Here is a 14,385-nt window from a genome sequence, read left to right as displayed (position 1 = left end):
CCGGCCGGCCGGTTCAGCCCTCGAGTTCGTCGTACAGGGCGACGAACTCTTCGGTCAGCTTGTGGCGCGGTGCGAGATGAATCAGCGGCATGCACTGCTCGTGTGATTCGCGCATCTTCACGCTGGACGACAACTTGGTGTCCAGCACCGGCAAGCCTTCCGCGCGCAGTTCCTCCACCAGCCGCTGCGGCAGGTTGGCGCGCGAGAGAAACTGGTTGATGACGATCCCCTCGACACTCAGGTCGGGATTGTGGTCGGCGCGGGTCTCCTCGACATTCTCCAGCAGCGTGTACAGCGCGCGCCGCGAGAAATCGTCGCAGTCGAAGGGAATCAGGCAGGTGTCCGCGGCGATCAGCGCCGACAGCGTATAGAAATTGAAGGCCGGCGGCGTATCCACGTAGATGGCGTCGAACTGCTCCGCGAGCTTCGAAAGCAGCTCGCGCAGCTTGTAGATCTTGTGACGCGACTCGAGCTTCGCCTGCAACTCGGCCAGTTCCGGGGAGGAGGCGAGCACATGCAGGCCCTCGTGAGGAGTCGGCGTGACGTAGCGCAGCGGATCGCGCGGCAGTATCCGTATCGATAGCGAATCGCTGAAGAACTGGGCCGCGTCCGATGTGGCGGTCTCCCACGCATCCCCCAGCAGGTACTGGGTCGAGTTGCCTTGCGGGTCGAGGTCCACGACCAGCGTGTCACGGCCCCGGACCGCGCTGATCGCGGCGAGGTTCGCGGTGATGCTGGATTTTCCGACGCCACCCTTCTGGTTGAAGATCACTCTCTGCATGGCGAGTTGCTAGAGGATCTTCGGGCCGCCCTGGTCGGCGTCGCGCTCCCGCCGGCGGGCCGCGCGCTCGCGCAGCTGCTCCACGCGCGCGGCGAGCTTGTCCGCCCGGACCTTGGCATTACGGCGCAGGCGAAAGCCGGAGTCGTACTTGTGGCGATACTCGCGGAAGTCCTGGTAGGCCTCGATCTCGTGCCTGAGCTCGCGGAAGGCCAGCTCCACCATGATCGCGTCGTCGAGGAACCCGAGCCCCGGGATATGGTCCGGAATCAGGTCGTCCGGGTCACAGAAATAGACCAGGGAGGCCAGGATGCGTTCGCGCTCGCTGCGCGTCATGCGCCACTCCTCGTCCTCGAGCATTTCCACCATGGCCCGCAGCCGGTCGATCCGCTCGCGCACATAGTGCGGGACCCGGGTCGTGGTCACGTTGATGAAGGATTCCCGCGCCGCAGCGATGATCTCGGAATCTTCCGAGTCGCGGACGGCAGCACGTGCCTTGCGCATCGCGTCCCGGAAATGTCTGACGTCCTTGTCGCTGAGTTCGAAGGAGATTCTGAGGCTCATGAGTGGACGCTCCGGGGAGGGAAGCAGGAAGCCTAAGGTCAGCTTGCGGGACCGTCAACCGCTGCGGCCGGCGCGGGGCGTGGCTTCCGCGTCGCCGGCGGGTAAAATGCCACGCATGATGAAGCGATATCCCGGCGCAATGCCGGCTTTGAGGGTGGTCCTGCAGGCGTCTGTCGCACTGTTCGCGCTCGCGTGGGCGGCCGGCAGCGCGGCGGCGACGTTCATCCTGCCTCCGGAGGGCACCGACCTGGTCGGGGCGCCGACGTGGATGCATACCCGCCAGGAAGACACGCTGCTCGACGTGGCGCGCGATTACAGCGTCGGGTACAAGGAACTCACGCGGGCGAATCCCGGCGTGGACATCTGGCTCCCGGGACGCGGGACGCGCGTGGCGCTGCCGACCCGCTACGTGCTGCCGCCGGGTCCCCGCGAGGGCATCGTCATCAACCTGCCCGAGTATCGCCTGTATTACTTTCCCCGGCCGGCGAAAGGCGAGACCGCCCAGGTGATCAGTTATCCCATCAGCATCGGCAAGATGGACTGGGATACGCCGATCGGCAGCCACCGGATCATCAGCAAGGCGAAGGATCCCTCCTGGTATCCGCCCGAGTCGATCCGGCAGGAGCACGCGAAGCGCGGCGACATCCTCCCGCGGGTCGTGCCGCCGGGGCCGGAGAATCCGCTCGGTGCGTACGCCATGCGGCTCAACCTGACGTCCTACCTGATTCACGGTACCAACAACCCGGACGGGGTGGGCATGCGCGTGACGTCCGGGTGCATTCGCATGTTCCCCGAGCACATCGAGCAGATTTTCGGACTGGTCGACGTGGGGACCGAGGTGCGCATCATCAGCGAGCCGATCAAGGTCGGCTGGGCGGCCGACGTGTTGTATGTCGAGGTTCATCCGCCGCTCGAGGAGGAAAGCGAATCGCAGTTGCGGATGCGCTTCACCACGCTGCTCAGGGATGCGGCGCGGCTCCACGGACTCGAGATCGACTGGCCGCGCGCAGATGCGATTTTCGCCGCCGCGACGGGCGTGCCGACGGCCGTGCCGCTGCGTGCGACGACGGTGGCGTTCCAGCCCTAGCGAACGGGAGAAGTCGGTGGTTGCACAGCCGCCGTCGGACCGCCCAAAAGAAATCGGACCGCCCAAAAGAAAAAGGCCGCAGCAAGCTGCGGCCTTTTTGCCAGGACGGGTGTCCTTACTTCGACATCGAACGCTCGAACATCCGCTCGATCCGGTCCGTGTTGGCAGCAGCCGAGGCCTGCGCCTCGCTGGCGGCCTGGGCGGCGCGGTTAGCGGTGTTCTGGGCATTGGTGGCAACGCGCTTGGCTTCTTCCGCGCTGGCATTGGCGGCATCAGCGGTGGTCTTGGCGGCGCGCGCCTCGTTCAAGGCCTGCTCAGCCGTGGCACGCACGGCGTCGAGATCCTGCTGCGTCACGGCACAGCCGCTCATCACGCCAAGTGCAACGACGGCAACGCCGGCGTAAAGGAAGTTCTTCTTCATTGATTGCAATCCCCTGGTGATCACGGTGGTTTTTCGCATGCTGCGTCGGCGGAATCATTCTGCCGATTACATAATCGCCTGCGTAAGTTACAGAACGTCTACGGCTTATTCAAGCAGAGGGGCAGGGGATGTCAAGCAACGCCCCGCCCGGCGCCGGCTCTGGCCCGGGTGGGGGTGCAGAAGAAGCTTGCTCTGTGACCGGGGCTGTATATAATCTCAGTTACTGTTCATTCCCACAGGATATTCCGGCTATGCAAGGCAAACTCACCGCTCGGCAACGCCAGGTTCTCGACCTCGTGCGCGGACACATCGAGGAGGCCGGGATGCCGCCCACCCGGGCGGAGATCGCGGCCTCGCTGGGTTTCCGTTCTGCAAACGCGGCCGAGGAACACCTGCGCGCCCTGGCGCGCAAAGGGGTCATCGAGCTGGTGCCGGGCGCCTCCCGGGGTATCCGCCTCAAGGACGCCGCGCAGGTGCAGGACAGCAGCAGCCTGCCCCTGGTCGGGCGCGTCGCCGCCGGCCGTCCGATCCTTGCCGAGGAACATATCGAGGGCCACTACCAGGTCGATCCGGCGCTGTTCCATCCGCGTCCCCATTACCTGCTGCAGGTCCAGGGCATGAGCATGAGAGACGCAGGCATCCTCGATGGCGACCTGGTGGCGGTGCACCGCACGCCGGAAGTGCGCAGCCGGCAGATCGTGGTCGCGAGGCTCGACGACGAGGTCACCGTGAAGCGCTATCGGCAGGAAGGCAAGATCGTGTGGCTGATGCCCGAGAACGTCGACTTCGAGCCGATCCGGGTCGACATGGAGCAACAGGCCATCATCATCGAGGGCGTGGTCGTCGGCGTCATGCGGCGCGCCTGAGGCCCGGCGAAGGATGGGACAGGGGACAGGGGGCAGGGCCGGCGTCGTGCCGTGCGGAAGCGCTGTCAATGAATGAATCCCTGCATACCCTGCTGGACGATCCACGACTCTGGCGGGCCGGGCGCCACCAGCCGCACTGGCCGGTATTGGCGAGCGGCCATCCGGAGCTCGATGCCTTGTTGCCCGGCGGCGGCTGGCCCGCCAGGCTGACGGAGGTCGCCGTGGCGCATTGGGGCAGTGGCGAACTGGCCTTGTTCATGCCCTTGCTGCAGCGTTTGTCACAGGACGAGGCCGCGGGCTGGTTTGCCTGGATCGCTCCGCCGTACCTGCCTTATGCACCGGCTTTTGCCGCGGCGGGCATCGATCTCGCGCGCATGCTGCTGGTGCATGCCCGGGATGACACCGAAGCCCTGTGGGCCACCGAGCAGGCGCTGCAGTCCGGCAGTTGCCGGGTGGTGCTGTCCTGGGTGGGCCGCGCGGACGGACGCGCCCTGCGTCGCTTGCAGCTCGCTGCGGAACACCGGCAGACGCCCGTGATCCTGTTTCGTCCCCCGGCGGCACTCGCCGCGCCGTCGCCGGCCGCGTTGCGGCTCAGCCTGGACAGCGGCCCCGGGGGGCCTTGCCTGCACCTGCGCAAGCACCGCGGTGGCGCTGCCCGCGCATTGCCCGTCACAGCCCTGCACGGAAGATGAAGCGGTCGGCGGCGTATCCCCGCCCGGCGGCCGCCGGGCCGTCGGTGTCCCCGGCGCCCGGGCGGCGGCAGGGACCCGGGCCGGAGCGGACGCCACGCCTGGAGCAGGGACAAGCGTCGGAGCATGCGCCACGGCGGGATGCGGCGCGCCCCCCTGGCACGCCGCTGTGGCTCTGCCTGGGCCTGCCGAGATTGCCGCTGGAGGTGCGCAGCGGCGGTGAAGAGACGGGCGATGCGCGGGTGATCGTGGATCGGAGCGGCCGTGTCGTGCAGGCCAGCGCGGCGGCCGCGGAGAGCGGCGTGTCTCCCGGCCTGCCGCTCAATGCGGCGCTGGCGCTGTGTCCCGGACTGGTCGTGCTGGAACGCGACGAGGCGGCCGAGCGCAGCGCCCTGGCGCGTCTCGCGGCCTGGGCAGGCGCATTCACCTCGATGGTCAGCATCGAGCCGCCGGCCGCCTTGTTGCTCGAAGTGCGCGGCAGCCTGCGCCTGTTCGGCGGCGTGGAGCCGTTGCGTCGGCAGGTCCGGGCGGCGTTGCAAAACACCGGGCATGCCGGTCGTGACGCGGTGGCGCCCACCCCGCTGGCTGCGCTGTGGCTGGCGCGCGCCGGCGAGACGGAAGCCGTGCTGGAGCCGGCGGCACTGGCCGGCCGCATCGGCCGCCTGCGGCCGGTGGTCACCGGCTGGCCGGACGCGACACTCACGACACTGCGCGGGCTTGGAATCGAGCGGCTCGAGGATTGCCTGCGGCTGCCCCGGGACGGGTTTGCACGGCGCCTCGGTCGGGGCCCGCTCGCCGATCTCGACCGGGCGCTCGGTCGCCTGGCGGATCCACGCAGCGCTTTCCGCGCGCCCGCCCGGTACCGCGGCAGCCGCGAGATGGCGATGGAGACGAGCCATACGACGCACCTGGCCCGCGCCTTGCAGGGCTTGTTCGCGGAACTCGAGGGTTTTCTGCGCGCCCGCCAGCGGGCGGTCAGCCGGCTGGACATCGAGCTGGTGCACCTGCGTCGTCCCGCCACCAGGCTGACCCTGGAACTGGCTGCGCCCGGGCTCGAGGCGGCGCATTTCGATGCCTTGTTCGCCGCCAGGCTCGAGCGCCTGGCGCTGCCTGCGCCGGTCATCAGCGTTGCTCTCGAGGCGGAGCCGGGCGAATCCCTCGTGCCGGCGAACGCCGGGCTGTTCGGCAGCGGACCGGACGCGACGGCGGGTCTGCGACTGGTGGAGCGGCTGCGTGCGCGGCTCGGCCGGGAGGCCGTGAACGGGCTGTGTCCGCTCGACGAACATCGGCCCGAGCAGGCCTGGCGTATCGCCGAACCCGGTGCACGATACCAGCCGGTTCCGGTGCCGGCGTCCGGTTCGCGCCCCGGCTGGTTGCTGGAATCGCCACGACGCTTGCCGAGTCCTGGTGGTCGGCCCCGCTGCGACGGCGCGTTGCGGATCGAGAGCGGCCCGGAACGGGTCGAGAGCGGTTGGTGGGACGGACGGGAGGTTGCGCGGGACTACTGGATCGCCCGCACGCCCGCGGGTGCGCGGCTGTGGATTTTTCGTGAATTGCCCGGCACCTGTAGCCCCGGTCCGACCGCCAGTCCGACCGCCAGTCCGGCCGCCGGCCCGGCGTGGTACCTGCACGGCATCTTCGGATGAAAAGCCCGGCCTACGCGGAGTTGCACTGCATCTCCAATTTCACCTTCCTCCGGGGCGCCTCGCACCCGGCGGAACTCGTGCATCGCGCGACGGAACTCGGCTACGACGCGCTCGCCCTGACGGACGAATGCTCGGTGGCCGGCGTGGTGCGGGCCTGGGAAGCCGCACGGGAAACCGGCCTGAAGCTCATCATCGGCAGCGAATTCCACCTCGCCGACGGTTTGCGGCTCGTGTTGCTGGCGGCCGACCGGAACGGTTACGGACAACTCTGTCGCCTGATCACGCGAGGCCGCCGGGCGGCGTCCAAGGGTGCCTACCGCCTGTCGCGGGCGGACCTGGGCGATGGGGCGCCCGGCTGCCTGGCGCTGTGGGTGCCGGATGAGCGATCCCGCGAGGCCGATGGTCGCTGGGTGGCCGACTGTTTCTCGGGACGCGCCTGGCTGGCGGTCGAGTTGTTCTTCGGCGGCGACGATGCCGCACGCCTCGCCGCGCTCGAGGCGCTCGGCGAGGCCGTCGGCCTGCCGCGTGTCGCCTGTGGCGATGTCCACATGCACGTGCGCGAGCGCCGCCGCCTGCAGGACACGCTGAGCGCCATTCGCCTGAACACCCCCCTGCATCGGCTGGGCACCCGCCTGCTGCCGAACGGCGAACGCCACTTGCGCAGCCGCGCGCGGCTCGGCGCACTTTATCCGGCGCCGCTGCTCGAGGCCGCGGTGGAGATCGCCGCACGCTGCAACTTCACGCTCGACGAGCTCGACTGGCGCTATCCGGCCGAGCTGGTGCCGTCCGGCGAGACGCCGTCCTCCTGGCTGGCGCGCCTGACGGCGGAGGGCATGCGGCGGCGCTGGCCCGGGGGGACGCCCGCCAAGGTCGAACAGACCGTCCGGCGCGAACTCGGCCTGATCGGCGAACTCGGTTACGAGGCCTATTTCCTCACCGTGCACGACATCGTCCGCCATGCGCGCAGCCTGGGCATTCTCTGCCAGGGGCGCGGCTCGGCGGCGAACTCGGCCGTCTGCTTCTGTCTCGGCATCACCGAGGTCGACCCGGCACGCATGTCGGTGCTTTTCGAACGTTTCATCTCGAAGGAGCGCAACGAGCCGCCGGACATCGACGTGGACTTCGAGCACGAGCGCCGCGAGGAAGTCATCCAGTACATCTACGCCAAGTACGGGCGCCGCCGCGCCGCGCTGGCCGCCACGGTGATCCGCTACCGGCCGCGCAGCGCTTTGCGCGATGCCGGCCGGGCGCTGGGCCTTGCGCCACTGCAACTCGACACGCTGACCAAGTCGATGCACTGGTGGGACGGCAAGGAGATTCCCGCCGACCGCATCCGCGAAGCAGGCTTCGATCCGGACAATCCCGTGATCGCGCGGCTGCTGGAACTGGCCAGGGGGCTGGTCGGTTTTCCCCGGCACCTGTCGCAGCATGTCGGCGGCTTCGTGATCGCCGATGAAGAACTCGACCGGCTGGTGCCGGTGGAGAACGCGGCGATGCCGGAGCGCACCGTGATCCAGTGGGACAAGGACGACCTCGATGCCGTGGGCATGATCAAGGTGGACGTGCTCGGCCTCGGCATGTTGAGTGCGATCCGGCGCAGCTTCGAGCTGGTCGAGCGCTTCCGGGGTGTTCGCTGGACGCTGGCGACGGTGCCGGCGGAGGACCCGGCCGTGTACGACATGATCTCGGCGGCGGACACCATGGGCGTATTCCAGATCGAGTCGCGCGCCCAGATGGCGATGCTGCCGCGCATGCGCCCGCGCTGTTTCTACGACCTGGTCATCGAGGTGGCGATCATCCGTCCGGGACCCATCCAGGGCGACATGGTGCATCCCTACCTGCGACGGCGGAACGGCCAGGAGCCGGTCAGTTATCCGAGCGAAGAGGTGCGCGAAGTCCTGGAGCGGACGTTGGGGGTGCCGATCTTCCAGGAGCAGGTCATGCAGCTCGCCATCGTCGCCGCCGGTTTCAGCGCGGGCGAGGCCGACCAGCTGCGCCGGGCCATGGCGGCCTGGCGGCGCAAGGGTGGCCTGGGGCCGTTCGAGGAACGACTCATCGAGGGGATGCGGCGGCGCGGCTACGCCGAGGAATTCGCGCGCCGGATCTTCAACCAGATCCTCGGCTTCGGGGAGTACGGTTTCCCGGAATCGCATTCCGCCAGCTTCGCCTTGCTGGTCTACGTGTCCGCGTGGCTCAAGCGCCATGAACCGGCGGCGTTCCTGTGCGCGCTGATCAACAGCCAGCCGATGGGTTTCTACGCGCCCGCGCAGCTGGTCCAGGACGCGCGCCGTCACGGTGTGGAAGTACGCCCGGTGGATGTCCTCGCCAGCGACCGGGACTGCACGCTGGAGAAGGCCGCCACGGGCGACGCTGCCGCGCGACTGGGGCTGCGCCTGGTGGCGGAGTTGTCGGCGGCCGGCGCCGAACGCCTGGTGGCGGCGCGGGCCGACAGGCCCTTCGCGAGCGTGGACGACCTCGCGCGCCGCGCTCGCCTGGACCGCAGCGACCTGGGGGCGCTGGCGCGCGCCGGCGCACTGGCGCGGCTCGCCGGCCACCGGCACCGCGCCGGCTGGGCCGTGGCGGGGGTGGAACAACCCCTGCCGCTGCTCGAGGAGGCGAGCGCTCCCGAGGGCGTGCCGTTGTTACGCGCGCCGGGGGAGGGGCGGAATATCGTGGCCGACTACCGGAGCATGGGCCTGACCCTGGGGCGTCATCCGCTCGCGCTGCTCAGGCGCCGGTTCACGGAGGACGGGCTGGTCAGCGCCGAAGAATTGAACTCGGCGCCGCATGGCGCATGGACCGCCTGCACCGGCATCGTCATCAACCGCCAGCGGCCGGGCAGCGCGAAAGGCGTCATGTTCGTCACCCTCGAGGACGAGACGGGGCAGGTGAACGTGGTCGTCTGGCGGAACGTGGCCGAGACCTGGCGGCGGCCGCTGCTCGGCTCACGTCTGCTGGAGGTGGCCGGGCGGGTCCAGCGGGAAGGCGAGGTCGTGCACCTGGTGGCCGAGCGGATGGCCGATCGCAGTGCACTGCTCGGCGGGCTCGACGTCCGCTCGCGCGATTTCCACTAGCAGGGTCTGTCGGAAGTCGAGGCTCAGTCGAAGTCGAAACTGTCGAGATCGGCGAGCTCGCGGGCGGCGCGCTTCATTTCCATGTATTCCTCCACCCGGCGCCTGGCGGTGTCGCTCGCCTTCCGGTTTGCAGCGCCCGCGGGGAGGTCGCCAAGGAGACCGTCGAACTCCTCTTCTTCCATCTCGCCCTCGCGATCATCGAAGGATTCCTCGATGTCGTCGTCACTGGTGTTTTCGGTTTCCGGATCGCTCATAACACTTGATCGGGTGTTGGCAACATCATCCCGGAGGATTCGTGGCGCGACATATACCGCGAGCCGCTTTCAGTGGCAATAGCTTAGTGCAGAAATCTTGCAACGACGCTGCCCGCGCCGCCCGGATGTGACGGCCGGGGACCGGGGTCCGCGCTCAGGAAACGAGCTGGTTCAGCTGGAAGATCGGCAGCAGGATGGCGATCACGATCGCCAGCACCAGGGCGCCCATCAGCAGGATCAGCGCCGGTTCCAGGATCGACAGCATGGCGCCGACCAGGCCGTCCACTTCCCTTTCCTGGTTGGCCGCTGCGCGTTCCAGCATCACTTCCAGTTCGCCGCTCGCCTCGCCGCTGGAAATCAGGTGCATGGTCATCGGCGGGAACAGGCGGCTGGCGCCCAGCGAGCGTCCCAGGGGCGCGCCTTCGCGCACCCGCACGGCCGCCTCGTGGATGGCTTCCCGCATCGGCACGTTCGTCACGACGTCGCCGGCGATCCGCAGGGCCTCGAGCACCGGGACGCCGCTGCCGGCGAGGATGCTGAGCGTGCGCGTGAAGCGCGCGGTGTTGACGCCGCGCGTCAGCCGGCCGACCAGCGGCATGCGCAACAGAAGGCGGTGCCAGCGGCGGCGAAAAGCCAGTTGCCGCAACATGCGCCTGAAGACGAACGCCGCCAGGCCCAGCACGATGAGCACCACGAAACCGTACTCGCGGAGGAAGTCGCTGCTGGCGATCAGCATGCGCGTGAAAGTCGGCAGCGCCTGGCCGGTGTTCTCGAACACACCGACGACCTTGGGCACCACGTAGACCAGCAGTCCGCTGACGATCATCACGGCCATCACGCTCAGGATCACCGGGTAGATGAGCGCATGCGAGACGCGCTGGCGCAGCTGCTGGCGCCCCTCCGTGTAGTCGGCCAGCCGCTCCAGCACCGGGTCCAGATGGCCCGACTGTTCGCCCGCCGCCACCGTGGCGCGGTAGATCTCGGGGAAGGCCTGCGGGAACTCCGCGAGCCCTGCGGCGAGGGTGTGGCCCTCCATGACCCGCGAGCGGACGCCCAGCAGGATGCTCTTGAGGCGCGGCTTCTCGCTCTGCTGGCCGACCGCGAGGAGGGTTTCCTCGAGCGGCATCCCGGACCGCAGCAGCGTGGCCAGCTGCCGGGTGACGAGCGCGAGATCGGCGGCGTTCATGCCGCGCCGCAGGCTGAAACTCCCGCCGCTGCGCCGTTCCCGCTCCATGACCTCGTTGATGGACATCGGCAGCATGCCGCGTTCGCGCAGCAGCTGGCGGACCTGGCGCGCCGTGTCGCCCTCCAGCACGCCCTTGTGCTGGCGCCCGCCGCGATCCACCGCCGTGTATTCGAAGGCCCCCATCGCTCAGGTCCGCTGTCGCGCGTCAGTCATCGCGCGTGACACGGACGACTTCCTCGAGGGTCGTCGTGCCGTCGAGCACCTTGCGCACGCCGTCGTCGCGGATTCCCTGGCTGAGCGTGCGGGCATAGTGCTCCAGCGCCTGTTCGCTTTCCCCCTGGTGAATCATCGCCTGCATGCGCTCATCCACCGGGATGAGTTCATAGATGCCGCTGCGCCCGCGATAGCCGCTGCCATTGCAGGTCGCGCAGCCGACGGGGTGGTAGACGCGTGCTTCCGAATCAGCGTCGAGGCCGAGGATGCGCCGCTCGCTTTCACTGGGGGGTCCCGGCTGCCGGCAATCCTTGCACAGGGTTCGCACGAGGCGCTGGGCGATGACGCCGAGCAGGCTGGAGGCGAGCAGGAACGGTTCGACGCCCATGTCGCGCAGCCGCGCCACGGCACCTACCGCCGTGTTCGTATGCAGGGTGGAGAGCACGAGGTGCCCCGTGAGACTGGCCTGCACGGCGATCTCGGCCGTTTCGAGATCGCGGATCTCGCCGACCATCACCACGTCGGGGTCCTGGCGGAGGATGGCTCGCAGGCCGCGCGCGAACGTCATGCCGACCTTGGTGTTCACCTGGGTCTGGCCGATGCCGTCAATGTAGTACTCGATCGGGTCCTCGACCGTCATGATGTTGCGGCTGGTCTGGTTGATGCGTTCCAGGCCGGCGTAGAGCGTCGTGGTCTTGCCCGAACCGGTCGGGCCGGTGACGAGCAGGATCCCGTGGGGTCGATGGATCAGGCGATCCATCATCGCTTCCGTGTCCGGGTCCATGCCGAGGCTCGAAAGATCCAGCTTGCCCGCCTGCTTGTCCAGCAGCCGCATCACCACCCGTTCGCCGTGGCCGGAGGGAATGGTCGAGACGCGTACGTCCACGGCGCGCCCGGCGATCTTCAGGGAAATACGCCCGTCCTGCGGCACGCGCTTCTCGGCGATGTCGAGCCGCGACATGACCTTGATGCGCGACACCACGAGCGGCGCCACTGCGCGCCGGGACTGCACCACCTCGCGCAATACGCCGTCGATGCGGAAACGCACCACCAGGCGGTTCTCGAAAGGCTCGATATGGATGTCCGAGGCGCTTTCCTTCACCGCTTGCGTGAGGATGGCATTGATCAGGCGGATGATCGGCGCGTCGTCCTCGCTCTCGAGCAGGTCCGAAGGTTCCGGCAGGTCCTGCGCCACGCGCGACAGGTCCTGGTCGCTTTCCAGGCCCTCGGCCATCTGCATCGCCGCGTTCGAGCCGCTCTCGTAGGCACGTTGCAGGAGCTGGTCGAATTCCTCTTCCGGCACCTCGCGCACGTCGATGGGTACGCGCGCGAAACGCCGCGCCTCGGCCAGGCTGAGCGGCTTGATGTCCGGCCGGCACACCGCATGGCCGCGCTCGTCGGTCAGCTCGGTGATGAGGATGCCGTGGCGCTTGGCAAAGGCGAAAGGCAACAGCCGGCCGCGTCCGCCGCGCGTGCGGGGGGCGGGCGGTTCGGCTGCGTCGCCGAGGCCGGCCTGCAGGTCAGTCGTCTCGGTCGCCATAATCCTTCACCGGTGCGGAGTCTTCTATTTCGTCGTCGGGCGGTGGCGGCACGTAGCCTTCCGAAGCGGGCTTGAGCGATTCGAAATCGGGGATCTCGGGGCTCGGCACGTTGCGGTTGAGGAACTGGCTGCCGCGCTCCGCCGCGCCGCTCTGGGCGTCCTGCATCTGGCGATACTTGGCATTCGTTTCCATGGCGGCCTGCGGGCCGTCGCGCAGGATGACCGGGCGCAGGAACACCATCAAGGTGCGCTTCTCGGTCGTCGCGCTCTGGGAACGGAACAGGTGGCCCAGGATCGGCAGGTCGCCGAGCAGCGGTACCTTCTGCTCGGACTGGATCAGGTCGTCGGAGACGAGTCCGCCGAGCACCAGGATCTCGCCGTTCTCGATGAGCACTTTCTGGTTGATGCTGCGCTGGTTGGTGATGAGATCCACCGCGCCGCCGGCGCCGCTGCGACTCAGGTTCGAAGTTTCGAGCGCCACCGTCATGACCACGGCGTCGCCGTCGTTGATCTGCGGCGTCACCCGCAGCGTGAGCCCGACGTCTTTTCGTTCGATGGTCTGGAAGGGATTGACCGAGCCCTGGGATGCGCCGGTGTTCGTGAACTGGCCCGTCAGGAACGGCACTTCCTGCCCGACCTTGATCTCGGCTTCCTCGTTGTCCATGGTCGTGATCGACGGCGTGGACAGCACGTTCGTGTCGGAGTCGCTGAGCAGGGCGCGCAGCACCACGCCCCAGTTGGTGCCGGAGCTGCTGTTGATCCGTCCGCCGCCCAGCAGGATGCCCTGCGGCAGGCCACCGATGGCCTGGGCGAGGCCGGAATCGCCGGAGAGCGCGGCGCCGGCGATGTCGCTGATGTTGCCGCCGGAGCCGAGTTTCGTCAGGCCGATGATGTTGTTGTCGTTGCTGCCGTCCAGCGCCCACGTGACGCCGAGTTCGGCGGCGCGGTTGTAGGAGACCTCGGCGACGATCGCCTCGACCAGCACCTGCGCGCGGCGGATGTCGAGCTTGTCGATGACCATTTTCAGGCTGCGCATGACCTCGGACGGGGCCGTGATGACGAGCGCGTTGGTGCCGGGGTCGGCCCAGATCAACACGCCGTCCTCGCGGCGAACCGCGCCGCCGCCCTGCTGCGGGGCGCCGCCGGCGGCGCCGAGGTTCGAATCGGCCGTGGCCTGTTCGCCCAGTCGCTGGGCGAGATCCTCGGCATCCGCGTAGTGGAGATAAACGACCTGCGTGTTGCCGCCTTCTTCCAGCGGTGTATCCAGGTGCGAGATGAGGGCGCGCAGCCGCAGCCGGGCGAGCTCGTCGCCGCTGATCAGGACGCTGTTGGTGCGATCGTCCGCCACCAGCCCGATGGGCTTGGTCGTCTCGCCGCCCATGCTCGCCTCGCGCAGTGCCGATACGACGCGGACGACGTCTCCGGCGGAAGCATGTTGCAGGGGGATCACCTCGATGTCCGCGTCGGCGCCGGTGTCGATGCGCTGGATGATCCGCAGCAGCCGGTTCACGTTGGCCGCACGATCCGAGATGATGAGCATGTTCGAGGCCTGGTGGGCCGCCAGGTGGCCGTACTGCGGAATCAACGGCCGCAGGATCGGCACCAGCTGGGCGGCGCCGATGTTCTTGATCGTGACCACCTGGGTGACGATCTCGTCCGGGCTGCCGGGCTGGGCTCGCGGCAGGTCTACGCCCGGAACCTGTCGTGCATTCGCATCGGGCAGGATCTTGACGAGATCGCCTGCCGGCACCGCGATGTATCCATGGACCTCGAGAATGGACAGGAAGGTCGCGTAAAAAGCCTCGGGACTCATCGGTTCCGCCGACAGCATCGTCACCTGGGCCCGGACCCGCGGGTCGATGATGAAGTTACGCCCGGTGATCGCGCTCACGGCCTCGATGATCTGGCGCAGGTCCGCATCCTTGTAATTCGGCGTGATGGTCGGCTGCTGGGCGAGCGCCGCGGGTGTCGCCAGCGTAAGGAGCAGGGCGAGGAACAGCGCCGTGAAGCGCCCCGGAGCCCCGGTCGGGCGTCGATCAAGAATCATCATGGCAATCCGCCGTGGGC

The 14,385-nt window shown here is 68.4% G+C and carries 12 protein-coding genes; 5 read left to right on the top strand and 7 right to left on the bottom strand.

Annotated features, from left to right (window positions below; all coding sequences use genetic code 11):
* Nucleotides 1-13: 13 nt before the first annotated feature.
* The gene (locus G6032_RS10085) at nucleotides 14-781 is read right to left on the bottom strand and encodes a ParA family protein (protein WP_165281994.1); all 768 of its coding nucleotides are present in this window, start codon (nucleotides 779-781) and stop codon (nucleotides 14-16) included.
* A 9-nt stretch (nucleotides 782-790) separates the two neighbouring features.
* Nucleotides 791-1,342 carry a YkvA family protein gene (locus G6032_RS10080; protein WP_165281993.1) on the bottom strand — a complete coding sequence of 184 codons (552 nt, stop codon included), beginning with the start codon at nucleotides 1,340-1,342 and terminating at the stop codon, nucleotides 791-793.
* Between the two features lie 139 nt (nucleotides 1,343-1,481).
* Here G6032_RS10080 and G6032_RS10075 point away from each other — a divergent pair, with 139 nt between their 5' ends.
* A complete protein-coding gene (locus G6032_RS10075; RefSeq protein ID WP_206211908.1) occupies nucleotides 1,482-2,429 on the top strand; it encodes a L,D-transpeptidase family protein in 948 nt (315 codons plus the stop codon).
* A 115-nt stretch (nucleotides 2,430-2,544) separates the two neighbouring features.
* On the opposite strand, the gene G6032_RS10070 is transcribed toward G6032_RS10075, so the two are convergent.
* Complete coding sequence (locus G6032_RS10070) at nucleotides 2,545-2,850, bottom strand: alanine-zipper protein (protein WP_165281991.1); 306 nt, start codon at nucleotides 2,848-2,850, stop codon at nucleotides 2,545-2,547.
* Between the two features lie 251 nt (nucleotides 2,851-3,101).
* Between G6032_RS10070 and lexA the strand changes: the two genes are divergently transcribed.
* The 4 genes from lexA to G6032_RS10050 all read left to right on the top strand — a co-directional run bounded on the left by lexA (nucleotide 3,102) and on the right by G6032_RS10050 (nucleotide 9,125).
* A complete protein-coding gene (gene lexA, locus G6032_RS10065) occupies nucleotides 3,102-3,716 on the top strand; it encodes a transcriptional repressor LexA (protein ID WP_165281990.1) in 615 nt (204 codons plus the stop codon).
* A 68-nt stretch (nucleotides 3,717-3,784) separates the two neighbouring features.
* Entirely contained in the window at nucleotides 3,785-4,408 is a 624-nt protein-coding gene (gene imuA / locus G6032_RS10060) for a translesion DNA synthesis-associated protein ImuA (RefSeq protein WP_165281989.1), read from the top strand.
* A complete protein-coding gene (locus G6032_RS10055; RefSeq protein ID WP_165281988.1) occupies nucleotides 4,405-6,051 on the top strand; it encodes a DNA polymerase Y family protein in 1,647 nt (548 codons plus the stop codon). The genes imuA and G6032_RS10055 overlap by 4 nt, the downstream gene beginning before the upstream one ends.
* Nucleotides 6,048-9,125, top strand: a complete 3,078-nt coding sequence (locus G6032_RS10050; protein ID WP_165281987.1) for an error-prone DNA polymerase — start codon at nucleotides 6,048-6,050, stop codon at nucleotides 9,123-9,125. The genes G6032_RS10055 and G6032_RS10050 overlap by 4 nt, the downstream gene beginning before the upstream one ends.
* A 23-nt stretch (nucleotides 9,126-9,148) precedes the next feature.
* Here G6032_RS10050 and G6032_RS10045 read toward each other — a convergent pair whose 3' ends face one another.
* The 4 genes from G6032_RS10045 to gspD all read right to left on the bottom strand — a co-directional run bounded on the left by G6032_RS10045 (nucleotide 9,149) and on the right by gspD (nucleotide 14,368).
* Nucleotides 9,149-9,379: a hypothetical protein gene (locus G6032_RS10045; protein WP_165281986.1), complete on the bottom strand. Its 231-nt coding sequence runs from the start codon at nucleotides 9,377-9,379 to the stop codon at nucleotides 9,149-9,151.
* Nucleotides 9,380-9,533: 154 nt separating this feature from the next.
* On the bottom strand, nucleotides 9,534-10,748 hold the full coding sequence (gene gspF / locus G6032_RS10040; protein ID WP_165281985.1) for a type II secretion system inner membrane protein GspF: 1,215 nt from the start codon (nucleotides 10,746-10,748) through the stop codon (nucleotides 9,534-9,536).
* 22 nt (nucleotides 10,749-10,770) lie between these two features.
* The gene (gene gspE, locus G6032_RS10035) at nucleotides 10,771-12,318 is read right to left on the bottom strand and encodes a type II secretion system ATPase GspE (RefSeq protein ID WP_165281984.1); all 1,548 of its coding nucleotides are present in this window, start codon (nucleotides 12,316-12,318) and stop codon (nucleotides 10,771-10,773) included.
* Nucleotides 12,299-14,368, bottom strand: a complete 2,070-nt coding sequence (gspD, locus tag G6032_RS10030) for a type II secretion system secretin GspD (RefSeq protein WP_165281983.1) — start codon at nucleotides 14,366-14,368, stop codon at nucleotides 12,299-12,301. Before gspD ends, gspE begins: the two co-directional genes overlap by 20 nt.
* Between the last annotated feature and the right edge of the window lie 17 nt (nucleotides 14,369-14,385).

The sequence above is a fragment of the Wenzhouxiangella sp. XN24 genome (genome assembly GCF_011064545.1).
GTDB lineage: Bacteria > Pseudomonadota > Gammaproteobacteria > Steroidobacterales > XN24 > XN24.
Note: the sequence above shows the minus strand (reverse complement) of the source record. Positions and strands in the feature narration are given on the sequence as shown.